We start from the raw sequence: 22,344 nt of genomic DNA, 5'->3' as shown, positions 1-22,344 counted from the left end.
TGAAAAGGACGGGTAAGGACGGATGAAAACGGCCGCCGCCGTCTTCACGACGGCGGCGGCGCACTCAGTTGACGTGGACGGAAACTCAGGCCGGCACGCCGACCGTTTCCTTCAGCACTTCCTCGAGGATCACGAGCGCTTCGTCGAACACGGCCTGCGGGATCGTCAGCGGGAACAGGAAGCGCACGACGTTCGAGTACACGCCGCACACGAGCAGCAGCAGCCCGCGCTCGAGTGCACGTGTCTGCACGCGCTTCGTGAATTCCGCGTCCGGCTCGCCCGAACCCGGCTTCAGGAACTCGACCGCGATCATCGCGCCCGGGCCGCGCACGTCGGCGATCTGCGGCACGTCGGCCTGCAGCGCATTCAGCTTCGCCTTCAGCACGTCGCCGAGCTGCGTCGCACGTTCGCACAGCTTCTCTTCGTCGATGATCTCGAGCACCGCGTGCGCCGATGCGACGGCCAGCGGGTTGCCCGCGTAGGTGCCGCCGAGGCCGCCGGGAGCCGCTGCGTCCATCACGTCCGCACGGCCGACGACGCCCGACAGCGGCATGCCGCCCGCGAGGCTCTTCGCCATCGTGATCAGGTCGGCCAGCACGTCGTAGTGCTGCATCGCGAACAGCTTGCCGGTACGCGCGAAGCCCGTCTGCACTTCGTCGGCGATCAGCAGGATGCCGTGCTCGTTACAGATCTTGCGCAGCGCGCGGACGAACTCGGCCGGCGCCGGGTTGAAGCCGCCTTCGCCCTGGACCGGTTCGAAGATGATCGCGGCGACGCGCTTCGGATCGATGTCGGCCTTGAACAGCATCTCGATCGCCTTGATCGAGTCGGCCGTCGTCACGCCGTGCAGCGCGTTCGGGTACGGTGCGTGGAACACGTCGCCCGGGAACGGGCCGAAGTTCAGCTTGTACGGGGCGACCTTGCCGGTCAGCGCCATGCCCATCATCGTGCGGCCGTGGAAGCCGCCCGAGAATGCGATGACGCCCGGACGGCCGGTCGCGGCGCGTGCGATCTTGATCGCGTTTTCGACGGCTTCGGCGCCGGTCGTGAAGAACGCGGTCTTCTTCGGGAAGTCGCCCGGCGCGCGTTCGTTGATCTTTTCCGCCAGCTCGACGTACGACGCGTACGGGACGATCTGGTAAGCGGTGTGCGTGAAGCTGTTCAGCTGATCCGCGATCGCCTTGACGATCTTCGGGTGGCGGTGGCCCGTGTTCAGCACCGCGATGCCGGCGGCGAAATCGATGAAGCGGCGGCCTTCGACATCCCACAGCTCCGCGTTCTCGGCGCGGGCTGCGTAGAAATCGCACATCACGCCGACGCCGCGCGGGGTGGCGGCGTTCTTGCGGGCCTGCAGGTCGGCATTCTTCACGGTCATCTCCTTGATGTTCTGTCCGGTGGGATAAAAATCGGCCGCATTGGCAGCCCATGGAGGCGACTATAATCACATTTGGCTCTGGCAATCAGAGCCATTTCAATAAATATTCAGGAGCCAATCATGCGCGCAAGCGTGTTGTCGGACTGGCTGGCGCAGCGCCTCATGCGCGGCGGCGAACAGCCGATCTACCGGCAGCTGCACCGGCTGCTGCAGCAGGCGATCCTGTCGCGCGAACTGCCGGCCGGCACGCGCGTGCCGTCGTCGCGGCTGCTGGCGGCCGAGCTCGGGATCGCCCGCAACACGGTCACGCAGGTTTACGAACAGCTTGCGCTCGAAGGTTATGTGAACTCGGCGACGGGGCGCGGCACGTTCGTCGCCGACAGCGCGCCGGACGAGATCGTCGGCGCGGCGCCCGACCCGGCCGCCGGCCCGGCGGTGGTGCCATCGTCCGCGCGGCGGTTGTCCGCGCGCGGCAGGCGGCTCGTCGAGGGCGCGGGCGTGTCGAAGCGCCAGGGCGGCGCGTTCATGCCGGGCGTGCCCGATGTGTCGCGCTTTCCGGCGCGGGTGTGGACGCGGCTGCACAACAAGTACTGGCGGCGCCTGCGCCCGGACCTGCTGACCTACGCGCCGGGCGGCGGGCTCGCGCTGCTGCGCGAGGCGCTGGCCGACTACCTGCGCACGTCGCGTTCGGTGCGCTGCACGCCCGAGCAGATCGTGATCACGACCGGGATCCACCAGTCGATCGACCTCGCGGTGCGGCTCCTGACCGATCCGGGCGACGCGATCTGGACCGAGGACCCGTGCTACTGGGGCGTGCGCAGCGTGCTGAACGTGTCGGGGCTGACCACGCGGCCGATTCCGGTTGACGAAGAAGGGATCGCCCCGTCGGCCGCCGATCTCGCCGAGCCACCGAAGCTGATGCTCGTCACGCCGTCGCACCAGTATCCGCTCGGGATGGTGATGAGCCTCGCGCGGCGCCGGATGCTGCTCGAATACGCGCGCCAGCACGGCTGCTGGATCATCGAGGACGACTACGACAGCGAATTCCGCTACGGCAGCCGGCCGCTCGCGTCGCTGCAGGGGCTCGATACGGCCGGGCAGGTGATCTATGTCGGCAGCTTCGGCAAGACGCTGTTCCCGGGGCTGCGGGTCGGGTATCTCGTCGCGCCGGAGCCGCTCGCGGAGAGCTTCGCGACCGCGAGCGCCGAGCTGTATCGCGAAGGGCAGCTGCTGCAGCAGGCGGTGCTCGCCGAGTTCATCGCGGAAGGGCACTTCGTGTCGCATATCCGCAAGATGCGCACGCTGTACGGGCAGCGCCGCGAGGTGCTGCTCGATGCGGTCGCGCGACGCTACGGCGACACGCTGCAGGCGCTCGGCAGCGATGCGGGGCTGCATCTCGTCACGCGGCTGCCGGACGGTGTCGACGATCGCGCGGTCGCGCAGGCCGCGCTCGAACGCAACATCGTCGTGCGGCCGCTGTCCGGTTACTACGCGGAGCGCGAACGCGCGGCGTCAGGCTTGCTGCTCGGCTATGCGTGCGTGCCGGAGGACGAGATCGCGACGGCGTTCGCGACACTGGCCGAGGCGATCGACGAGCGGGCGTTCGACAAGGTCGTCGCGACGGTTTGACGGGAACGGGGTGGCGGCATGCGCGGCGAGGCCGGCCGCCGCAGAGGGGGCGAATGATCGTCTCCCCCGGAACGGACTCAATGCACCTCTGACGGGAACCCGACGGCGGCATTTTCGCGCGGTGGGGCAGGCGGCCGCAGAGCGGGCGAATGATCGTCTTTCCAGTACGGCCTCGACGCACGCGTGCGTTACAGCCGGATCAACGCCGCGCCCGCGACCACCAGCGCACACGCGGCGAGCCGCTGCGCGCCGGGCCGCTCGCGCATCACGAACCAGCCGATCGCGACCGCGAAGATCGAGCTCGTCTCGCGCAGCGCCGACACGGTCGCGACCGGCAGGTGCCGGTACGCGAGGATCACGATTCCGTACGCGGCGAGCGAGATCGTGCCGGCGATCGCGCCTTGCGCGAGTGCGGTGCGCGAGGCGAGCACCGCGCGCGGGCCGCCGCGCAACGCGCAGACGAGCACGAGCTGCGGCACGCTCCACAGCAGGTACACCCACGCGATGTAGCCGAGCGCGCTGCCGGACACGCGCGAGCCGATCCCGTCGCAGATCGAATACGCGGCGATGAACACGCCCGTGAGCAGCGCGTACGGCACGCCTTCGCCGGAGAACCGGAAGCCGCGCCGCAGCGCGAGCGACATGATGCCGAACGACACGAGCGCGATGCCCGCGAAGCCGAACGGCGTCGGCCGCTCGTGCAGCATCGCGAGCGCCAGCACCGATACGAGCAGCGGCGAGATCCCGCGCGCGATCGGATAGATCTGGCCGAACTCGCCGCTGCGGTATGCACGCGCCAGCGTGAAGCAGTACGCGACCTCGAGCGCGGCCGACGCCGCGATGTAGGGCCACGCGGCGGGCGCCGGCGCGGGCAGCAGCGCGACGCCCGCAATGCCGAACGCGAGATACGGCAGCGACATCGTGCCGAGCTGGACGAGCCGGTCTTCGCTCACGTGGAGGAAGGCATTCCAGATGGCGTGCAGCAGCGCGGAGCACAGCACGAGGCCGATGAACAGGTGATCCATGAACGGAAAAGGATGGACGGGAGCAGGAGCGGGCCGGTGCCGTCGATTATGTGGGTATCGGGCGCGCTCGCCCGGAATTGTCGATAATAGAACGTTGTTATTCACCGGATGCCGACGATGACCGAAGCCACCCTCACCCCGCCCGCCGTTCCACGCCTCACGAGCCTGTCGCACGGCGGCGGCTGCGGCTGCAAGATCGCGCCGGGCGTGCTGTCCGAGCTGCTGAAGCGGGCGACGCCGCCGGCGCTGTTCCCGGACCTGCTGGTCGGCACCGAGACCTCCGACGACGCGGCCGTCTACCGGCTGAACGACGAGCAGGCGATCGTCGCGACGACCGACTTCTTCATGCCGATCGTCGACGATCCGTTCGACTTCGGCCGCATCGCGGCAACCAACGCGCTGTCCGACGTCTACGCGATGGGCGGCAAACCGATTCTCGCGCTCGCGCTGGTCGGGATGCCGATCAACGTGCTGCCGCACGAGACGATCGCGGCCGTGCTGCGCGGCGGCGAATCGGTGTGCGCGGACGCCGGCATTCCGGTCGCGGGCGGCCACTCGATCGATTCGGTCGAGCCGATCTACGGGCTCGCGGCGATCGGCGTCGTGCATCCGTCGCGCGTGAAGCGCAATGCGGCCGCGCGCGCGGGCGACGTGCTCGTGCTCGGCAAGCCGCTCGGCGTCGGCGTGCTGTCGGCCGCGCTGAAGAAGAACCAGCTCGACGACGCGGGCTACGCACAGATGGTTGCGACGACCACCAAGCTGAACCGGCCGGGCGCCGAACTCGCCGCGCTGCCGGGCGTGCATGCGCTGACCGACGTCACGGGCTTCGGGCTGCTCGGCCACACGCTCGAGCTCGCGCGCGGCGCGAACCTCACCGCGCGCGTGCATTACGCGTCGCTGCCGTGGCTCGCGGGCGTCGAGGCGTTCGTCGCCGACGGCGTGTTCACCGGCGCATCGGGCCGCAACTGGGGTGCGTATGGCGCCGACGTGCGGCTCGCCGACGGGCTGCCGCCGGTCGCGCAGGCGCTGCTGACCGATCCGCAGACGTCCGGCGGCCTGCTGGTCGCGTGCGCGCCGGACGCAGTCGACGACGTGCTCGCGTGCTTCCGCGCCGACGGTTTCGACCGCGCGGCCGTGATCGGCGAGATGGTGGACGGGCCCGCGCGCGTCGACGTCGCCTGACGCGTCTTTTTTTATGCCGGATCGCTGTCGGTCGCTAGAATCGATGCCTTCTCTCGAAGGCATCGACGACCGATGAACGATTTCCTGTTCGGGCTGATGATCGCGCTGTCGGTCGGGCCCGTCGCGCTGATGATCGCGAACTACGGAATGCGCGCCGGCACCGCGAGCGGCGTGCGCGCGGCGGTGGGCGTGGCGTCGGCCGACGGCTGCTATGCGGTCGTCGCGTTCACGATCGGCGCGCTGCTCGCGAGCACGCTCGCGTCGCACCTGCCGCTGTTCCGCTTCGTCGGCGCACTCGTGTTGCTCGCAATGGGTGCACGCATGCTGTGGCAGGCGCTGAAGGACCGGCGTCGCACGCTGGATGGCGCCGCGCCGCCGCCGGGCACGCGCCCGTTCACGTCGATGTTCTTCGTCACGCTCGCGAATCCGCTGACCATCCTGCTGTTCTATGGCTATGCCACTGCCGCGGCCAATGCGCATCGGCACTGGCTGCTCGGCGCCGCGTGCGTGTTTGCCGGGAGCCTCACCGGGCAACTCGTGTTCGCGTTCGGCGGCAGCGTGATCGGGCGCATCGTGAAGTCGCCGCGCTGGCTCGCGGCGAGTCATGTATTGGCCGCGCTGGTCGTGCTTGGTTACGGCGTCGCGGGGATGCTCCGCGTTTAGCGGTTCGGGCGCGGTCGTCGGTCACGATCAGTGGCAACAGGTGTGGCGATGTCGCACCGATCAACCGAATAGCATTCCTGATTTTTTACGTCAGACGGCGTGCGAAACCACGTGCAAAAAGCGCGTTACCGCACACCGCCGGCCGTTTCGTAGTCGGGTTCCGCATCGCGCATGCGCGTTCTATACTCCCTCGCGCAGTCTCCGAGAGCCGTTCTCACCCAACATCATCGAAACAAGGAACGCCGATGCTGACTCGCTCCATCCTTTCCGCAGCTGCATTCTCGCTGGCCGCCTGTGCGACCGCGCCGTCGATCGCGCAGGACAACCAGGGCAACGACGCGGGCAACGCTGCATTCGCCGAGACCGGTGCACAGGGCCGCCCGGTCAAGGTCATGATCATCACGATGTTCGGTCCGGAGGGCCAGGCATGGCTCGACCGGCTCGGCCCGTGGCGCGACATCACCGTGCCCGGCCTGTCGCCCGACTATCCGGCCGTTCACTGCAACAAGCAGGACGTGTGCGTGGTGACGACCGGCATGGGTTACGCGAATGCCTCCGCGACGATCATGGCGCTCACGTTCTCGCAGCGCTTCGACCTGCGCCGCACGTACTTCCTCGTGTCGGGCATCGCGGGCGTCGACCCCGCGCAAGGCACGGTCGGTTCCGCCGCCTGGTCGAAATACCTGGTCGACTTCAGCCTGCAGTGGGAGCTCGATGCGCGCGAGATGCCGGCCGGCTGGAACACCGGCTTTCTGGGCATCAATACGAAGAGCCCGAACGACAAGCCGCCGCTCGACTACCGCACCGAAGTGTTCCAGCTCAACCCGCAGCTGACGGATGCCGCTTATGCGCTGTCGCGCAACGTCGTGCTCGCCGACAGCGCGCAGGCCCAGGCCGCGCGCGCGAAGTTCACGTATGCGCCGGCGAACCGGCCGCCGACGGTGATCCAGTGCGACACGTCATCGGGCAATACGTGGTTCTCGGGCACGCTGATCGGCGAGCGCGCGCGTCAGTGGACGAAGATCCTGACTGACGGCAAGGGCACCTACTGCATGACCGCGCAGGAAGACAACGCGACGTATGAAGCGCTCAAGCGCGCGGCGAGCGTGAAGCGGGTCGATCTGTCGCGCGTCGCGGTGTTGCGCACGGGGTCCGATTTCGACCGGCCGTATGCGGGGCAGACGAGTGCCGACAACCTGCTGAACTACGCGGACCAGGGCGGCTTCGCCCCGGCCACCGAAAACCTGTACCGCGCGGGCAATCCGCTCGTTCAGGACATCGTCACGCACTGGGGCGAATGGCGCGACGGTGTGCCGCGCCGGTGAGTGGATGTCGCGACGCGCGGACGTGACGTGATCATTCGCGCGTAGCCGGGCTCCGGGCGAGTCAATCTCGCCCGGAGCAGCGGGATTCGGGCGCGGCGACCGGGTAATCACGGCTCGGGCAGCGCGAGCTTGAGTTCGATGCGCGTATATTCCGGTCCCAATAACTGCAGGAGCGCTGTCTGACCGTGCTCGTCCGTCATGCCGACGTACTGGGCTGCACTGGTGCTGATCCGGTAGCAGACGTGCGTCAACGGCTTCTTGTCGTGATCCCGTAGATACAAGGTCTGATTTCGTGTCTGTGCGGTCCAGCGTTCGGTTGTCACAAAACGCGCCGATGCGGGCTCCCGGCCGTCGCCGCATGTAAAGCGGGTCGAGTCGGGTGGGGGACCGGGTGTCTTCGGTGTCAGCGCATAACTGGCGACGCCCGGCGTACTCGCTGAGTTGCAGAGGCTCTGACACCCTGCAGGCGGGCATTTCGGAACGAACTGGACCCACAGCTGCTTTGCCTCGTCGGGATCGAGCTTGCCGCTTCTACGGAACACGATACGCTCATCGACGTAGATATCGTCGGGCGACATGCCGAGTTGCACGAGAAAGGATTTCATCAGCGCGCCGCGTTGCCGTGCGAGTTCAGCCGGCTGGCTTTCCCAATCGTAGGCCGTTGCTTCGACCGAAGCCGATGCCCCCTCGCGCGTCCACTCTCTGGCGGTCAGGTAATGTCTGGCGATGGCGAGTCTGTCGCTGTTGGCGATCGCGGTCGAATTCAATGGCAGTTGCATGCTGTCTGTCAGCAGGATCTTGCACGCGTCGGCCTGTACCGGGAGCGACAGAAGGGCGCCCAGCATGACTCGGAAGGTGTATCGCATGGATTGCCCCGATTCAACGCGCCAGAATGAACCACGCGATGTTGTCCGCGTTGCCGATCGCCTTGCAGGGATAGCGTTTGGCGAACTGGGTGCAGGCCGAGCGACCGTATGCCCCTGGATGGTCTTCAGCGTCGAACGTGTCTGAAAAGTGAGCGCATTCGTGAACGATCGTCAGTTGCTGCGAAGAGAGATTGCCGGCCGATCGCTCGGGCAGCGCGCAAAACGGAAGATTGATCGCGATGGTATGAGTCGCGGTGTCCGGGCGGCAGACGTGTGCAACCTCGGCATCGAGATGTTGCATGTTCGGCAGACACCCTGTTGCTCGGTCGGCATCGGAACCGGTGCGGACGAAGTTTTTTGGGCCGAGGCGGGCCATCACATCGGCAAGGGCATCGAGCCCGAAAGCCAATCTGCGTCTTGTATCGTCATTCGCAGAGCCGAACCACTCGATGACCCGCGCTTCTGCATCCGGACTCCATCGCATGAGTTCTCTGCGGCGTTGCTGCGTGATCGCGACTGCTTCATCTCGCAGTTCGAGTATGCGTTTCCTGAAAGCGGAATCCGTCATGTTCGGACACATCGACGATCCGTCGAGCAACACGCCGGGCTGTGACGACGCTGTCATGGGCAATCTCCAGATGGACACTATTTGGAGTACGCATGCTAAGGACCTGGAGTAGACCGACGGCGCGCCGAATTGCAATCGGTGGGGCGAACGAATCTTGGGAAGTGTTAATGGGAAGCAGGTCACACGGCTGCTTCTTGCCGCGAGGAGGTGTCCGTTCGTGGCGTCAAACGGAGCGAGGATCGCAATCAAGACGACATGGACATGCCAGGTACGTCCGTCAGTCCCGCACGTGTTGCGTGCGACGTGAACCGACACATCAATTCACAGGTGTCAATTGATGTGTCGGGGATGGGTGCAATCGAGGCGCCGAATTTTCCTTGGGCAACGTCACCGAGTGTGTCGCCACGACGGTTGTTCTGGCAACGACACGGATTCGCCGCTGCGGCAGGCACGAGTCTCACGTGTTCGAGCGCGAGAAGGACCCGGTGCTGGCAAGTCGCCCCGGCCACCGAAAACCTGTACCGCGCGGGCAATCCGCTCGTTCAGGACATCGTCACGCACTGGGGCGAATGGCGCGACGGTGTGCCGCGCCGTTGAAGGCCAACGGCTTCAGCGAGACATCGACGCGAAGCTCAATGCGAGTGCGGCGCGGAACGGAACGGCGTCCACACCGGCGTGGTGTCGTCCCAATGATCGAGCGGCGAAGGAAGTTGATCGTTCATCACAGGCTCCTGCAACCAACTGACTAATCGAGTGTTCGACAGCGGGTTCACGACGCCGCGCAGCGGATCATCCGCCGCGCGGCGTTGCGCGTTTACCGGCCCCCGCCTGCGAGCTGGTTGCTTTCCGGCATCGAGCGATACGGGCCTTGCGCGAGTTCGAGCCCTTGCGGATACGAATTCGCCTTGCGCAGCCAGGCCAGCGTGCCGTCGCGGCGTGCCTGCTCGACTTCCGCGCTGACTTCGGCGCGGGTGCGCGGGCCGTTGTTGTGCTGCGTGTACCACGACGTGTTGCCGTAGTCGCCCGCGTGCGGGGTGTTCGTATCGGCGAAGGCCGGTGCGGACACGGCAAGTGCGAGGGCGACGGCGGAGAGAAGGTGGCGGCGGTTCATGACGTAACTCCTGTGTTGGTCGGAGTTGGCGCGCGAGCGCTTGCTCCGGTCCCGTCAAACGGGTCTGTTCGATGCGCAACGAGGTGCGCGACAGGGTTTACTCTAGGTATCTGTTCGGGCGCGATAAATGCGGCAGACGCGAATTGATTTGTCGTGATCGCGGAACAATCGCGATCCGCAACGTTGGAAGGGGGATGTCGAAATCGCCCGCAGCCGCCTGCAGCGGGCCTCGCGGCGGTATGTCGCCGCCCGCGCGATGGCGTGCGCGGACGATTGCCGTACGCGGCGCAAAGGTGTGATGCGGATTCGGGAAAGACGTCGTGCGCGGCGGGGAAGGTGGCACCGAGGGTGGCCACCCATGCGGCACGAAGGCGGCAGGAAGGCGGCACGGCGCGCGGGCCGGACAGCCCGCGCGCCGCGATTCAGACGATTACGCGACCCACTCGTTGATGACCGGCGTGTCGAGGGCCGGCGCGCGCTCGGCGTCCTCGAACGTGCGCTTGCTGCACGTCGCGTCGAGGCTGCCCTTGCCGCTCAGCAGCGGGCAGCGGTCGAACACTTCGGCGATCCAGTCGACGAACACGCGCACTTTCGGCGACAGATGCCGGCTGTGCGGATACACGACCGAGATCGGCATCGGCAGCGGCTTGACGCCCGGCAGCACTTCCTTGAGCCGGCCTTCGCGCAGGTGCGGCAGCACCATGAAGAGCGGCGGCTGGATCAGCCCGAAGCCTTCGACGCCGCAGGTCACATAGGCATCCGCGTCGTTCACCGACACGATGCTGTCCATCTTGACCTCGATTTCCTTGCCTTCGCTGAGGAAGGTCCAGTCGATCGTGCGGCCCGTGCGGCTCGAGAAATAGTTGACGGCCTTGTGGTCGTTCAGGTCCTCGATGGTCCGCGGCTCGCCGTGATGTTCGAGATACGACGGCGCGGCCACCGTCACGCCTTCGAACAGGCCGACGCGGCGCGCGACGAGCGACGAGTCCTGCAGCGCGCCGACGCGGATCACGCAGTCGACGCCTTCCTGCAGCAGGTCGACCGGTCGGTCCGACAGGCCGAGCTGCAGGTCGATGTCCGGATAGCGCGTGTGGAATTCGCACAGCGACGGAATCACGAGCAGCCGCCCGATCGAGCCCGGCATGTCGATACGCAACTTTCCGTGCGGCTTTCGGTTGTTGTTCTGGAAGCTTGCTTCGGTTTCCTCGACATCGGCGAGGATCCGCACGCAGCGTTCGTAGTACGCGGCGCCGTCCGGCGTGAGCGACAGCCGGCGCGTGGTCCGGTGCATCAGCCGCACGCCGAGGAATGCTTCGAGATTCTGGATGATCGTCGTGACGGACGCCCGCGGCAGGCTGAGCGTTTCTGCTGCCTTGGTGAAGCTGCTTGTATCGACGACGCGAGTAAACACCTGCATGGCCTGAAGCCGGTCCATCACAACCTCCGCAATCTGATGAGCCTCAGGAACGAAGAGGCTGCGCCGCTTTGCAGGCGGCGCAGCCTGGGATTGTTCGGGGGCGTTGAATTGTGTTGCCGGATTATAGGCATTTATCCCGATGTCTGCCGGACCCAGAATTCGTTCCATCTCGAAATGGATGCTGCATCGTCATGGACGCTTCTGAATTCAGCAAATTCCTGAAAGCCGCGTTGCCCGCCGAAGCCAGAGCCGGTGCGGCACTGACGGTCGCGGAGGTGGAAATCCCCGGCTACGCGCAGGACATCGTGCTGCGCCTGTATCGGCGCGCGGACAAGACCGGATTGCCGGTAGTGCTTTACTTCCACGGCGGCGGTTTCGTGCGCGGCACGCTCGACGACGCGGATTTCGCCGCGCGCTTTTTAGCAGAACGCTTACCAGCTCTCGTAGTGTCGGTCGATTATTCGCTCGCGCCGGCCTTTCCTTTTCCGGCCGCGCCGGAGGATGCGTATCGCGCCGCCGTCTGGGCCGCGACGCGCGCCCGCGCGTTCGGCGGCAATCCGAAGAAGATCGGCGTCGCGGGGCACGATGCGGGCGGCCAGCTCGCGAACTGTCTCGCGTTCATCGCGCGCGATCGCGGCGAAGTGTCGATCGCCGCGCAGGCGCTGTTCGGGCCGATGCTCGACCCGAGCATGACGCGCATCGGCGACGCCGAACGCCTTTCATCCGACATCACCGCGCGCGAATGCGCGGCCTGTTATCGCGCCTATCTGCCGCAGGCGGCGCAGCGCATGCACCCGTATGCGGCGCCGCTCGAATCGGTGCGCCTCGCGGGCCTGCCGCCGACGCTCGTCGTCACCGCGCAGAACGACGTGCTGCACGTCGAAGCGGAGAAATATGCGGGCTGCCTGATTTCATCAGGCGTGCTCACGCAGGTGATCCGCTACCCGGACGTCACGCACGCGGCGCTCGCGACGCACGAAGCCGCGCTGGAGGAAGCCGTGCGCTTCTTCCAGTGCCGCTTCCAGGCGCGCCAGCCGAACCGTTCCGAATAGTTCCGAATAACCAGACCAATCCACGCTTATTGGAGATCCACATGGCCATCCTACGCACCTCCCGTTCCCGAATCGCGACCGCGGCGATCGTGACGCTCGCCGTCGTCGGCCTCGGCACGTTCGGCGCGATGCGCGTGAACGCGAACGCGCCCGAAAAGGCGGCGGCGCCGCTGCCCGAAGTCGACGTCGCGACCGTCGTGCCGCAGACCGTCACCGACTGGCAAGGCTATTCGGGCCGCCTCGAAGCGGTCGAGAAAGTCGACGTGCGCCCGCAGGTGTCGGGCACGATCGTCGCGGTGAACTTCAAGGACGGCGCGCTCGTGAAGAAAGGCGACGTGCTGTTCGTGATCGATCCGCGCCCGTATCAGGCGGAAACCGACCGCGCGGCCGCGCAGCTCGCCGCCGCGCAGGCCCGCAACGGCTACGCGCAGAGCGACTGGCAGCGCGCGCAGCGGCTGATCGGCGACAACGCGATCGCGAAGCGCGACTACGACGAGAAGCAGAACGCCGCGCGCGAGGCGAACGCGAACCTGAAGGCGGCCGACGCCGCGCTGGAAACGGCCCGCATCAACCTTGGCTACACGCGCATCACTGCACCGGTCTCGGGCCGCGTGTCGCGCGCGGAGATCACGGTCGGCAACGTCGTGTCGGCGGGTGCAGCGGCCGCGCCGCTGACGACGCTGGTGTCGGTGTCGCCGATCTACGCGTCGTTCGACGCGGACGAGCAGACCTACCTGCAGTACATCAACGGCGCACGCGACGGCCGCAAGGTGCCGGTCGAGCTCGGCCTCGCGAACGAGACGGGCTATTCGCGCAGCGGCGTGATCGACTCGGTCGACAACCGGCTCGACACGTCGTCCGGCACGATCCGCGTACGCGCGCGCTTCGACAACGCGGACGGCACGCTCGTCCCGGGCCTCTACGCGCGCGTGAAGGTGGGCGGCAGCGCACCGCACCAGGCGCTGCTCGTCGACGATGCGGCAATCAACACCGACCAGGACAAGAAATTCGTGTTCGTCGTCGACCAGCAGGGCCGCGTGTCGTACCGCGAAGTGCAGCAGGGCATGCAGCACGGCAACCGGCGCGTGATCGTGAGCGGCCTGTCCGCCGGCGACCGCGTGATCGTGAACGGCACGCAGCGCGTGCGGCCGGGCGAGCAGGTGAAGCCGCACATGGTCCCGATGACGGGCGGCGATGCGCCGTCCGCGCCGCTCGCCGATAACGCGAAGCCGGCCGCACCGGCGAAGGCGGAATCGTAAGCGGTTCGCCGCTTCGTTTTCCGCGTTCAACCAGACAGAGCAACCCATGAACATTTCCAAATTCTTTATCGACCGGCCGATCTTTGCAGGAGTCCTATCGGTGATCGTCCTGCTCGGCGGGGTGATCGCGATGTTCCTGCTGCCGATTTCGGAATATCCGGAAGTCGTGCCGCCGTCCGTGATCGTGAAGGCGCAGTACCCGGGCGCGAACCCGAAAGTGATCGCCGAGACGGTCGCGTCGCCGCTCGAGGAGCAGATCAACGGCGTCGAGGACATGCTCTACATGCAGTCGCAGGCGAACAGCGACGGCAACATGACGATCACCGTCACGTTCAAGCTCGGCACCGATCCGGACAAGGCCACGCAGCTCGTGCAGAACCGCGTGAACCAGGCGCTGCCGCGCCTGCCGGAAGACGTGCAGCGGCTCGGCATCACCACGGTGAAGAGCTCGCCGACGCTGACGATGGTGGTCCACCTGATCTCGCCGGACAACCGCTACGACATGACCTACCTGCGCAACTACGCGCTGATCAACGTGAAGGATCGCCTGTCGCGGATCCAGGGCGTCGGTCAGGTGCAGCTGTGGGGCTCGGGCGACTACGCGATGCGCGTGTGGCTCGATCCGCAGAAGGTCGCGCAGCGCGGGCTGTCCGCCGCGGACGTCGTGCAGTCGATCCGCGAGCAGAACGTGCAGGTCGCGGCCGGCGTGATCGGCGCGTCGCCGTCGCTGCCCGGCACGCCGCTGCAGTTGTCGGTGAACGCGCGCGGCCGTCTGCAGACGGAAGACGAGTTCGGCGACATCGTCGTGAAGACGACGCCGGACGGCGGCGTCACGCACTTGCGCGACATCGCGCGGATCGAGCTGGATGCGTCCGAATACGGGTTGCGCTCGCTGCTCGACAACAAGCCGGCCGTCGCGATGGCGATCAACCAGTCGCCGGGCGCGAACTCGCTGCAGATCTCCGACGAAGTGCGCAAGACGATGGCCGAGCTGAAGCAGGACATGCCGGCCGGCATCGACTACAAGATCGTCTATGACCCGACGCAGTTCGTGCGTTCGTCGATCAAGGCCGTGGTGCACACGCTGCTCGAAGCGATCGCGCTGGTCGTGATCGTCGTGATCGTGTTCCTGCAGACCTGGCGCGCGTCGCTGATTCCGCTGATCGCGGTGCCGGTGTCGATCATCGGCACGTTCTCGCTGCTGCTCGGCTTCGGTTATTCGATCAACGCGTTGTCATTGTTCGGGATGGTGCTCGCGATCGGTATCGTGGTCGACGATGCGATCGTGGTCGTCGAGAACGTCGAGCGCAACATCGAAAGCGGGATGAACGCGCGGCAGGCGACCTACAAGGCGATGCAGGAAGTGAGCGGGCCGATCATCGCGATCGCGCTGACGCTCGTCGCCGTGTTCGTGCCGCTCGCGTTCATGTCGGGCCTGACCGGCCAGTTCTACAAGCAGTTCGCGATGACGATCGCGATCTCGACGGTGATCTCGGCGTTCAACTCGCTGACGCTGTCGCCGGCGCTGTCCGCGATCCTGCTGAAGGGCCATGGCGACAAGGAAGACTGGCTCACGCGCGTGATGAACCGCGTGCTCGGCGGCTTCTTCAAGCGCTTCAACAAGGTGTTCCATCGCGGCGCGGAGAACTACGGCCGCGGCGTGCGCGGCGTGCTGTCGCGCAAGACGCTGATGCTCGGCGTGTACCTCGTGCTGGTGGGCGCGACCGTGCTCGTGTCGAAGGTCGTGCCGGGCGGCTTCGTGCCCGCGCAGGACAAGGAATACCTGATCGCGTTCGCGCAGCTGCCGAACGGCGCGTCGCTCGACCGCACCGAGAAGGTGATCCGCGACATGGGCTCGATCGCGCTGAAGCAGCCGGGCGTCGAGAGCGCGGTCGCGTTCCCGGGGCTGTCGGTGAACGGCTTCACCAACAGCTCGAGCGCGGGCATCGTGTTCGTCACGCTGAAGCCGTTCTCGGAACGGCACGGCAAGGCGCTGTCGGCCGGCGCGATCGCCGGTGCGCTGAACCAGCAGTACGGTGCGATCAAGGACTCGTTCGTCGCGGTGTTCCCGCCGCCGCCGGTGCTCGGCCTCGGCACGCTCGGCGGGTTCAAGATGCAGATCGAGGATCGCGGCGCGGTCGGCTACGCGAAGCTGTCGGATGCGACCAACGACTTCATCAAGCGCGCGCAGCAGGCGCCGGAACTCGGCCCGTTGTTCACGAGCTACCAGATCAACGTGCCGCAGCTCAACGTCGATCTCGACCGCGTGAAAGCGAAGCAGCTCGGCGTGCCGGTCACCGACGTGTTCAACACGATGCAGGTGTATCTCGGTTCGCTGTACGTAAACGACTTCAACCGGTTCGGACGCGTGTACCAGGTGCGCGTGCAGGCCGACGCGCCGTTCCGTCAGCGCGCGGACGACATCCTGCAACTCAAGACGCGCAACGACCGTGGCGAGATGGTGCCGCTGTCGTCGCTCGTCACGGTGACGCCGACGTTCGGCCCGGAAATGGTCGTGCGCTACAACGGCTACACGGCGGCCGACATCAACGGCGGCCCGGCGCCGGGCTTCTCGTCGGGGCAGGCGCAGGCCGCGATCGAGCGCATCGCGCATGAAACGCTGCCGCGCGGCGTGCGGTTCGAATGGACCGACCTCACGTACCAGCAGATTCTTGCAGGCGATTCGGCGATGTATGTGTTCCCGATCAGCGTGCTGCTCGTGTTCCTCGTGCTCGCCGCGCTGTATGAAAGCCTGACGCTGCCGCTCGCGGTGATCCTGATCGTGCCGATGAGCATTCTGTCGGCGCTGACGGGCGTGTGGCTCACGCAGGGCGACAACAACATCTTCACGCAGATCGGCTTGATGGTGCTGGTGGGGCTGTCGGCGAAGAACGCGATCCTGATCGTCGAATTCGCGCGCGAACTGGAGCATGACGGCAGGACGCCGCTCGAGGCCGCGATCGAGGCGAGCCGCCTGCGGCTGCGCCCGATCCTGATGACGTCGATCGCGTTCATCATGGGCGTCGTGCCGCTTGTCACGTCGACCGGCGCGGGCTCGGAGATGCGCCATGCAATGGGTGTCGCGGTGTTCTTCGGGATGCTCGGCGTGACACTGTTCGGGCTGATGCTGACGCCGGTGTTCTACGTCGTGCTGCGCACGCTGGCGGGCGGCAAGATCCACGTCGCCGGCAAGGACTCGGCCGGCTACGGCGTGTCGCCTTCGGGCGTACCGGCATCGGGCGTGCCGGCTTCGGATGCTTGAGGAAAACAAGATGGACAACATGCACAACTCGAATGGCCTGATGCGCTTCGCGAAGGTGGCGGCCGCGAGCACCCTGCTCGCGACGCTGCTCGCCGCGTGCGCGGTGGGGCCCGACTACAAGCGCCCGGACGTGTCGACGCCCGCGGCATTCAAGGAAGCGCCGACGCTCGCGGCCGGCGAACAGGCCGGCACGTGGAAGACCGCCGAGCCGGCGGACGGCGAGCATCGCGGCGAATGGTGGAAGGCGTTCGGCGATCCGGTGCTCGATTCGCTCGAGTCGCAGGCGCTGGCCGCGAACCAGAACCTGAAGGCCGCTGCGGCGCGCGTCGAGGAAGCGCGCGCGGCGACCCGCACCGCGCGCTCGCAGTGGTTCCCGCAGGTCGGCGCCGGGTTCGGGCCGACCCGCGAGGGGCTGTCGTCGGCGTCGCAGTTCCAGCCGCAGGGCACGGGCCCGACCACCGCGACACTGTGGCGCGCGCAGGGCACGGTGTCGTACGAGGCCGACCTGTTCGGCCGCGTGAGCCGCAACGTCGAGGCGTCGCGCGCCGACCAGGCGCAGAGCGAAGCGCTGTTCCGTTCGGTGCAGCTCGCGCTGCAGGCGGATGTCGCGCAGAACTACTTCGAACTGCGCCAGCTCGACTCGGACCAGGACCTGTACCGCCGCACGGTCGAACTGCGCGACCAGGCGCTGAGGCTCGTGCAGCGCCGCTTCAACGAAGGCGACATCAGCGAGCTCGACGTGTCGCGCGCGAAGAACGAACTGGCGACCGCGCAGGCCGATGCGGTCGGCGTCGCGCGCCGGCGCGCGGCGTCCGAGCATGCGCTCGCGATCCTGCTCGGCAAGGCGCCCGCGGACTTCGCGTTCAAGGAAACGCCGATCGTGCCGGTCGCGGTGAAGGTCCCGCCGGGCCTGCCGTCGGCGCTGCTCGAACGCCGCCCGGACGTGTCGGCGGCCGAGCGCGCGATGGCGGCCGCGAACGCGCGGATCGGCCTCGCGAAGTCGGCGTACTTCCCGAAGCTCGATATCACGGGTGCGTTCGGCTATGAGGCATCGACCCTCGGCAACCTGTTCATGTGGTCGAGCCGCACGTTCCTGCTCGGGCCGTTCGCCGGCACTGCGCTGACGCTGCCGCTGTTCGACGGCGGGCGGCGTGCGGCCGGCGTGCAGCAGGCGCGCGCGCAGTACGACGAGCAGGTCGCGAACTACCGGCAGCAGGTGCTCGTCGCGTTCCGCGAGGTCGAGGACAATCTCGCCGATCTGCGTTTGCTCGACGACCAGATTCGCGCGCAGGATGCGGCCGTCAACGCGTCGCGCCGTGCGGCGACGCTGTCGCGTACGCAGTATCAGGAAGGCGAAGTGGCCTATCTCGACGTGATCGACAGCGAGCGGTCGGTGCTGCAGTCGCAATTGCAGGCGAACCAGTTGACCGGTGCGCAGGCGGTGTCGACTGTGAATCTGATTCGTGCGTTGGGCGGCGGGTGGGGCGCGGCGCCGGCACCGGCTGCGGTCGGCGCTGCCGCGACCGCGAAGCAGGAAGTCGCCGTGCGTTGACGCACCGTCTCGCGACGGGTCGCCGTGACAGGCGGCGAGTCGAGGAACCCCGATCCGTGACGATGCGGATCGGGGTTTTTTATTAGCCTCTTGTCGGCTGTCCGTCATGCGCGTTGGTCGGGCTGCACGTCCGTGCGTTCCGCAATCACCACCGCATAGCGCTCGACGGCATCGGCAATGCGCTTTGCCAGTGCGGGGTCGCGCACCGCACGAGCGAGCGTGACGCTGCCCGACAGCAGTGCGAGGAACGCGATGGCGCGATCGTCGTCGGGCGTGTCGCCGAGTCCTGATGACACTTCGATGATCTGGCCCGGTGCGCGACAAGCTCCGCGGTTCAAGGGGGAAGGCAGAATAGTGCGCGCCATGGGCGACTTGACAGCGTGTTTTCACTGGCTGATACGATCGAATCATGCAACGCTTTCAAGCCTTCAAGTACGAACTGATGCCAACCGGCGAACAGCAGCGCCAGATGCGCCGCTGTTCGCCGGATCGTGCCGGTTCGTCTTCAACACCTGCCCAAGCTCGGCTGGCTGGGCTATCGCAACAGCCGGGAAGTGCTGGGCACGGTGAAGAACATTGCCTTGAGCCAGTCGTGCGGCAAGTGGTATGCGTCGATTCAGACCGAGCGCGAAGTCGAGCAGCCGATCCCGCAGGGCGACGCCGTGGGTATCGACATGGGCATAGCACGTTTCGCCACGCTCTCGGACGGCACGTTCTACGTGCTGCCGCGCGACCGGACCTTCGTGCACGGGCGCGCGGAACCCGCCGCGTTCGTCGAGCTGAAGCTGCCTGCCGTGGCGCTCGCGGCGCCCGACAAGCAGCGGCAATTCGTCGAACGGGCGACCGCGATCGTGCTGCATCGCGCAGGCGGGCGGCTGACGCCGGCGCAGATCCGGGTGAACGTCGTGCATGCGGTCGACGGCGGATGGGGCATTGCCGGGCGACGTTACGACAACGCGTCGCTGGTCGACTCGATCAAAGCGGCGGCAGCGACGCAGTAACCGCAACTAACGGTCGAGCCGTCACGCGTTGACCGACGGTGCGGCGAGAATTCGCCGCACCGGTCAGCTTTGGCGGTCTTCAGCCCGCAGTGCCCGCACCAGCTCGCTGGCCGCCTTGCCGAGCCCCGTATGTTTCGGCCGGCGCAGGTACACGGGCAGCGGCAGCCCGTTGCGGATGTTCGCGAACACGAGCGGTGCGAGTTCGCCGTCGGCGACATACCGGCCGATCAGCGATTCGGGCAGGTTGGCCCAGCCGTGCCCGGCCTTCACGAGCGCGATCGCGGTCGCCATGTCGGTCACCTTCCACGTGCGATTGCCGATCACGGGGCGCACGTCGGTGAGCGGCCGCTCCGGATCGGCGATCACGATCTGCCGGAACCCCGACAGCCGCTCGATCGCCTCGGGATGCGCGGCTTCGGCGATCGACGGATGACCGGGTGCCGCGACGGCAATCAGCGTCTCGGTCCACAGCGCGTGGATCTGCTCCTGCGGATGAAGATCGAGCCCGCCGTACGCGACGCAGAGATCGACGGCGCCGCGATGCAGCGCGTCGACGATCGCGTCCTGCGGCGCGGTGACGATGCCGATCGCAAGCGCCGGATACTTCGCGGCGACGGCGGTCAGTGCGCGCGCAATTGGCGCGCCGTCGAGCTCCGCCGCGAGGCCGAGCCGCAGCGTGTCCTCGACGCCTTCCGACAGATGCTGTGCATGTGCGCGCAGCGCCTGCAGCCGTTCGGCGATCGACCGCGCATCGGGCAGCAGCGCGGCCATCGCGGCGGTCGGCGTCGGCTCGCGCGTGCCGCGGTCGAACAGCACGAGGTCCAGTTCGGCCTCGAGGTTCGCGATCGCCATGCTGACCGCCGACGGCGTACGGCCGAGCGCACGCGCGGCTGCCGAGAACGAGCCTTTGTCGATGACGGTCAGCAGCATGTCGATGTGGTCGCTGGTCAGCATCCGTGGCTTCCTGTCAGAAAAATTGAAAGGACCTGACTTTTGCGGGCGAACGGCCCGCTGTAGTCTCGCCACCTTGTTCGATACGAAGGTGGTGGGTCATGCAAGGGTGGAAGAGACGCATAGTCTACGTCGTGATGTTCGAGGTGCTCGGCATCCTCGTCGCGTCGTCGGTGCTCGGCATGCTGAGCGGCGCGAGCGCGACGGCGAGCGGCCTGCTCGGCGTGATGATCTCGACGACGGGCGTCATCGTCAATTTTCTGTACAACCTCGGGTTCGAGGCGTGGGAGCGGCGGCGGGCGGAAACGACGCGCACCGTCGGGCTGCGCGTCGTGCATGCGATCGGGTTCCAGGTCGCGCTCGTGACGTTCCTGATTCCGCTGATCGCGTGGTGGCTCGACGTGTCGCTGTTGCAGGCGTTCCTGTACGACGCAGTGCTGATCGTGTTCTTCCCGATCTTCACGTTCGCGTACAACTGGTCGTTCGACAGCGTGTTCGGGTTGCCGGATGCGGTGACGCGCAAGCCCGAACCGATCATGTAACGCGGAGGCAGGCGAAGCGAGGCGGGCAGTCCGTATCGCTTCGAAACGAGAAGGGGAATGGCGGGCGGAACGAACGCCGCCCGCGCGCGTTACGCGGCGACGAACTCGTGCACGTAACGGTTGAACACCGCGGGGCTCGCCGCGTTCATTCCGTGCGACGCACCGGCGACGGTCTGCCGTTGTGCATCGCCGATCCACTGCGACAGCGTATCGACGTTGTTGCGGAACATCTTCGGGCTGCGCTGGCCGTCGATCAGCAGCGTGCGGCACGCGATATCCGACGCGGCGTGCTGCGAATACGCGGGCAGCGGATCCTGCAGTTGCTTCGGCAGCGTGCTCGCGTTGTCGATCGCCATCGTGCGAAAGCGCGACGTGCTCTTCTTCCATGCGCCGGGCAGGCTCACCGAGTCGACGAACATCTCGAGCCCGGCTTCCACTTCGCCTTCCCCGATCAGGTTCACCGCCTTCGTGCGCAGCGCGATCGCGGCGGCCGGCAGCGCGGCTTCGCGCACGCCCGGCTGTTGCAGCGGGCCGCCCGGATCGGCGAGCGTCAGGGTGTCGACGAGTTGCGGATGCTGGCGGGCGACGTTGAACGCGACGCTGCCGCCACGCGAATGGCCGACGAGATGCACGGGGCCGAGATCGAGCGCGTCGATGAATTCGGCGAGCTCGTCGACGTGGTTCTGCCAGCTGAACTCGTCCTGGATGCCCGCTTCGACGGCCGGCCAGTAGTGGCTCAGGCTCGGCGCGATGCAGCGGTAGTGAGCCGACAGCGAGGCGAGTTGCGGATCCCAGTAACGGTAGTCGCACAACGATCCGTGCACGAACACCATCGGCGCGCCGCTGCCCCGCTCGACATACGGCAGGCTGATGCCTGACGAAAGCGTCGCAAATTGCAGGTCGGGGTTCGCGAGCACGGACGGCTCGATTCGCATGTTCATGACTGAAAGACTCAAAGGTGCGTCAACACGACGCAACTATGCATCACGGCGACCTGCAAGGAAAACGCATAATTTTCATCGCGACGATCAATTTTATTGATGGCTCGGCTGAAAACCCTTGTCGCAGCGTGGGGATGTGTCAAAGCTTTCAATCATCTGACGATTGATTGCGCGACTGAAAGCGCGCGCGAATGCCTGCGCACGCGCGCATCGGAGCCGGGGGAAAGCGGGGAAAAGCGGAAGAAAGGGCCGCCGAACGCGGCCCGCGCGTCACCGCACCGCCAGCGCGGGCGCGGTCTGAAGCTCGACGGGAAGGTCGTTGTCGGCGGCGAACTGCATTGCGAAGTCGAACGCGTCGGCGCATACGTCGCGCAATTCGTCCGACACGAACAGGCACTTGGCGCCGCCGTCGACGACCGGCATCGCGAGCCGCGACAGCGCGCACGGATAGCCGGGCCGCCGCTCGCCGACGAACAGCGTGATGACGCCCGCGAGCCGCTCGGGCCAGTCGCTCGGACGGAAGGTTTTCTGCGCGCGCGTGACGCCGCGGATCAGGTGGCCGCCGATACGGCCGCGTTCGGTGATGTCGATGCGATCCATGATGGGGTGCGTATCCTTGTTCG

19 protein-coding genes and 2 pseudogenes are annotated in these 22,344 nt (G+C 66.8%); 11 read left to right on the top strand and 10 right to left on the bottom strand.

What is annotated here, in order from left to right:
- Positions 1 to 85 precede the first annotated feature (85 nt).
- Positions 86 to 1,369 (bottom strand): 4-aminobutyrate--2-oxoglutarate transaminase, encoded by a 1,284-nt coding sequence (locus tag U5771_RS26050; RefSeq protein WP_322026635.1) that lies wholly within the window; start codon positions 1,367 to 1,369, stop codon positions 86 to 88.
- A gap of 126 nt (positions 1,370 to 1,495) precedes the next feature.
- On the opposite strand from U5771_RS26050, the gene U5771_RS26045 reads away from it, so the two are divergent.
- Positions 1,496 to 3,004, top strand: coding sequence for a PLP-dependent aminotransferase family protein (locus tag U5771_RS26045; RefSeq protein ID WP_322026634.1), 1,509 nt, complete (start codon positions 1,496 to 1,498; stop codon positions 3,002 to 3,004).
- A gap of 188 nt (positions 3,005 to 3,192) precedes the next feature.
- Here the strand turns inward: U5771_RS26045 and U5771_RS26040 are convergent, their stop codons facing one another.
- Positions 3,193 to 4,029 (bottom strand): DMT family transporter, encoded by an 837-nt coding sequence (locus tag U5771_RS26040; RefSeq protein ID WP_322026633.1) that lies wholly within the window; start codon positions 4,027 to 4,029, stop codon positions 3,193 to 3,195.
- A 117-nt stretch (positions 4,030 to 4,146) separates the two neighbouring features.
- Between U5771_RS26040 and selD the strand changes: the two genes are divergently transcribed.
- The 3 genes from selD to U5771_RS26025 all read left to right on the top strand — a co-directional run bounded on the left by selD (position 4,147) and on the right by U5771_RS26025 (position 7,199).
- Complete coding sequence (gene selD, locus U5771_RS26035; RefSeq protein ID WP_322026632.1) at positions 4,147 to 5,211, top strand: selenide, water dikinase SelD; 1,065 nt, start codon at positions 4,147 to 4,149, stop codon at positions 5,209 to 5,211.
- Between the two features lie 72 nt (positions 5,212 to 5,283).
- Positions 5,284 to 5,874, top strand: a complete 591-nt coding sequence (locus U5771_RS26030) for a LysE family translocator (RefSeq protein WP_322026631.1) — start codon at positions 5,284 to 5,286, stop codon at positions 5,872 to 5,874.
- Positions 5,875 to 6,119: 245 nt separating this feature from the next.
- The gene (locus U5771_RS26025) at positions 6,120 to 7,199 is read left to right on the top strand and encodes a purine nucleoside permease (RefSeq protein ID WP_322026630.1); all 1,080 of its coding nucleotides are present in this window, start codon (positions 6,120 to 6,122) and stop codon (positions 7,197 to 7,199) included.
- 107 nt (positions 7,200 to 7,306) lie between these two features.
- Here the strand turns inward: U5771_RS26025 and U5771_RS26020 are convergent, their stop codons facing one another.
- From U5771_RS26020 to ceoR, 4 genes are all read right to left on the bottom strand, one after another.
- Entirely contained in the window at positions 7,307 to 8,044 is a 738-nt protein-coding gene (locus U5771_RS26020; protein WP_322026629.1) for a hypothetical protein, read from the bottom strand.
- Between the two features lie 34 nt (positions 8,045 to 8,078).
- The gene (locus U5771_RS26015) at positions 8,079 to 8,690 is read right to left on the bottom strand and encodes a M35 family metallo-endopeptidase (protein ID WP_322026628.1); all 612 of its coding nucleotides are present in this window, start codon (positions 8,688 to 8,690) and stop codon (positions 8,079 to 8,081) included.
- A 757-nt stretch (positions 8,691 to 9,447) separates the two neighbouring features.
- On the bottom strand, positions 9,448 to 9,744 hold the full coding sequence (locus U5771_RS26010; protein ID WP_014900990.1) for a DUF4148 domain-containing protein: 297 nt from the start codon (positions 9,742 to 9,744) through the stop codon (positions 9,448 to 9,450).
- Between the two features lie 430 nt (positions 9,745 to 10,174).
- On the bottom strand, positions 10,175 to 11,179 hold the full coding sequence (ceoR, locus tag U5771_RS26005; protein ID WP_322026627.1) for a putative multidrug efflux transcriptional regulator CeoR: 1,005 nt from the start codon (positions 11,177 to 11,179) through the stop codon (positions 10,175 to 10,177).
- A gap of 173 nt (positions 11,180 to 11,352) precedes the next feature.
- Between ceoR and U5771_RS26000 the strand changes: the two genes are divergently transcribed.
- From U5771_RS26000 to opcM, 4 genes are read left to right on the top strand one after another with little or no spacing between them, the layout of a single operon-like run.
- Positions 11,353 to 12,213: an alpha/beta hydrolase gene (locus U5771_RS26000; protein ID WP_322026626.1), complete on the top strand. Its 861-nt coding sequence runs from the start codon at positions 11,353 to 11,355 to the stop codon at positions 12,211 to 12,213.
- Positions 12,214 to 12,254: 41 nt separating this feature from the next.
- A complete protein-coding gene (ceoA, locus tag U5771_RS25995) occupies positions 12,255 to 13,472 on the top strand; it encodes a multidrug efflux RND transporter periplasmic adaptor subunit CeoA (protein WP_322026625.1) in 1,218 nt (405 codons plus the stop codon).
- A 46-nt stretch (positions 13,473 to 13,518) separates the two neighbouring features.
- Positions 13,519 to 16,734 (top strand): multidrug efflux RND transporter permease subunit CeoB, encoded by a 3,216-nt coding sequence (gene ceoB, locus U5771_RS25990; protein ID WP_322026624.1) that lies wholly within the window; start codon positions 13,519 to 13,521, stop codon positions 16,732 to 16,734.
- Positions 16,735 to 16,744: 10 nt separating this feature from the next.
- Positions 16,745 to 18,286 carry a multidrug efflux transporter outer membrane subunit OpcM gene (opcM, locus tag U5771_RS25985; RefSeq protein ID WP_322026623.1) on the top strand — a complete coding sequence of 514 codons (1,542 nt, stop codon included), beginning with the start codon at positions 16,745 to 16,747 and terminating at the stop codon, positions 18,284 to 18,286.
- Positions 18,287 to 18,390: 104 nt separating this feature from the next.
- Here the strand turns inward: opcM and U5771_RS25980 are convergent, their stop codons facing one another.
- Positions 18,391 to 18,651 carry a hypothetical protein gene (locus U5771_RS25980; RefSeq protein WP_322026622.1) on the bottom strand — a complete coding sequence of 87 codons (261 nt, stop codon included), beginning with the start codon at positions 18,649 to 18,651 and terminating at the stop codon, positions 18,391 to 18,393.
- A gap of 44 nt (positions 18,652 to 18,695) precedes the next feature.
- Here U5771_RS25980 and U5771_RS35630 point away from each other — a divergent pair.
- Together U5771_RS35630 and U5771_RS25975 are read left to right on the top strand one after the other, a co-directional pair.
- Positions 18,696 to 18,740: pseudogene (locus U5771_RS35630) on the top strand (hypothetical protein); the annotation flags it as partial.
- Positions 18,741 to 18,798: 58 nt separating this feature from the next.
- Positions 18,799 to 19,002 (top strand): annotated as a pseudogene (locus U5771_RS25975) (cytosine methyltransferase); the annotation flags it as partial.
- Between the two features lie 348 nt (positions 19,003 to 19,350).
- Here U5771_RS25975 and U5771_RS25970 read toward each other — a convergent pair.
- Positions 19,351 to 20,241 (bottom strand): LysR family transcriptional regulator, encoded by an 891-nt coding sequence (locus U5771_RS25970; RefSeq protein ID WP_322026621.1) that lies wholly within the window; start codon positions 20,239 to 20,241, stop codon positions 19,351 to 19,353.
- 98 nt (positions 20,242 to 20,339) lie between these two features.
- Here U5771_RS25970 and U5771_RS25965 point away from each other — a divergent pair, with 98 nt between their 5' ends.
- On the top strand, positions 20,340 to 20,780 hold the full coding sequence (locus tag U5771_RS25965) for a PACE efflux transporter (protein ID WP_322026620.1): 441 nt from the start codon (positions 20,340 to 20,342) through the stop codon (positions 20,778 to 20,780).
- 89 nt (positions 20,781 to 20,869) lie between these two features.
- Here the strand turns inward: U5771_RS25965 and U5771_RS25960 are convergent, their stop codons facing one another.
- Complete coding sequence (locus U5771_RS25960) at positions 20,870 to 21,721, bottom strand: alpha/beta hydrolase (RefSeq protein ID WP_322026619.1); 852 nt, start codon at positions 21,719 to 21,721, stop codon at positions 20,870 to 20,872.
- A gap of 270 nt (positions 21,722 to 21,991) precedes the next feature.
- Positions 21,992 to 22,321, bottom strand: a complete 330-nt coding sequence (locus U5771_RS25955; protein ID WP_322026618.1) for a DUF3579 domain-containing protein — start codon at positions 22,319 to 22,321, stop codon at positions 21,992 to 21,994.
- Positions 22,322 to 22,344 lie beyond the last annotated feature (23 nt).

The organism is Burkholderia sp. BCC1977 (assembly GCF_905339595.1).
GTDB lineage: Bacteria > Pseudomonadota > Gammaproteobacteria > Burkholderiales > Burkholderiaceae > Burkholderia.
This window is presented reverse-complemented; position numbering and strand designations above follow the sequence as displayed.

Coding starts and splice junctions, on each gene's coding strand:
- U5771_RS26045 (WP_322026634.1), top strand. CDS start 1,496: ATGCGCGCAAGCGTGTTGTCGGACTGGCTGGCGCAGCGCCTCATGCGC.
- U5771_RS26040 (WP_322026633.1), bottom strand. CDS start 4,029: ATGGATCACCTGTTCATCGGCCTCGTGCTGTGCTCCGCGCTGCTGCAC.
- selD (WP_322026632.1), top strand. CDS start 4,147: ATGACCGAAGCCACCCTCACCCCGCCCGCCGTTCCACGCCTCACGAGC.
- U5771_RS26030 (WP_322026631.1), top strand. CDS start 5,284: ATGAACGATTTCCTGTTCGGGCTGATGATCGCGCTGTCGGTCGGGCCC.
- U5771_RS26025 (WP_322026630.1), top strand. CDS start 6,120: ATGCTGACTCGCTCCATCCTTTCCGCAGCTGCATTCTCGCTGGCCGCC.
- U5771_RS26020 (WP_322026629.1), bottom strand. CDS start 8,044: ATGCTGGGCGCCCTTCTGTCGCTCCCGGTACAGGCCGACGCGTGCAAG.
- U5771_RS26015 (WP_322026628.1), bottom strand. CDS start 8,690: ATGACAGCGTCGTCACAGCCCGGCGTGTTGCTCGACGGATCGTCGATG.
- U5771_RS26010 (WP_014900990.1), bottom strand. CDS start 9,744: ATGAACCGCCGCCACCTTCTCTCCGCCGTCGCCCTCGCACTTGCCGTG.
- ceoR (WP_322026627.1), bottom strand. CDS start 11,179: ATGGACCGGCTTCAGGCCATGCAGGTGTTTACTCGCGTCGTCGATACA.
- U5771_RS26000 (WP_322026626.1), top strand. CDS start 11,353: ATGGACGCTTCTGAATTCAGCAAATTCCTGAAAGCCGCGTTGCCCGCC.
- ceoA (WP_322026625.1), top strand. CDS start 12,255: ATGGCCATCCTACGCACCTCCCGTTCCCGAATCGCGACCGCGGCGATC.
- ceoB (WP_322026624.1), top strand. CDS start 13,519: ATGAACATTTCCAAATTCTTTATCGACCGGCCGATCTTTGCAGGAGTC.
- opcM (WP_322026623.1), top strand. CDS start 16,745: ATGGACAACATGCACAACTCGAATGGCCTGATGCGCTTCGCGAAGGTG.
- U5771_RS25980 (WP_322026622.1), bottom strand. CDS start 18,651: ATGGCGCGCACTATTCTGCCTTCCCCCTTGAACCGCGGAGCTTGTCGC.
- U5771_RS25970 (WP_322026621.1), bottom strand. CDS start 20,241: ATGCTGACCAGCGACCACATCGACATGCTGCTGACCGTCATCGACAAA.
- U5771_RS25965 (WP_322026620.1), top strand. CDS start 20,340: ATGCAAGGGTGGAAGAGACGCATAGTCTACGTCGTGATGTTCGAGGTG.
- U5771_RS25960 (WP_322026619.1), bottom strand. CDS start 21,721: ATGAACATGCGAATCGAGCCGTCCGTGCTCGCGAACCCCGACCTGCAA.
- U5771_RS25955 (WP_322026618.1), bottom strand. CDS start 22,321: ATGGATCGCATCGACATCACCGAACGCGGCCGTATCGGCGGCCACCTG.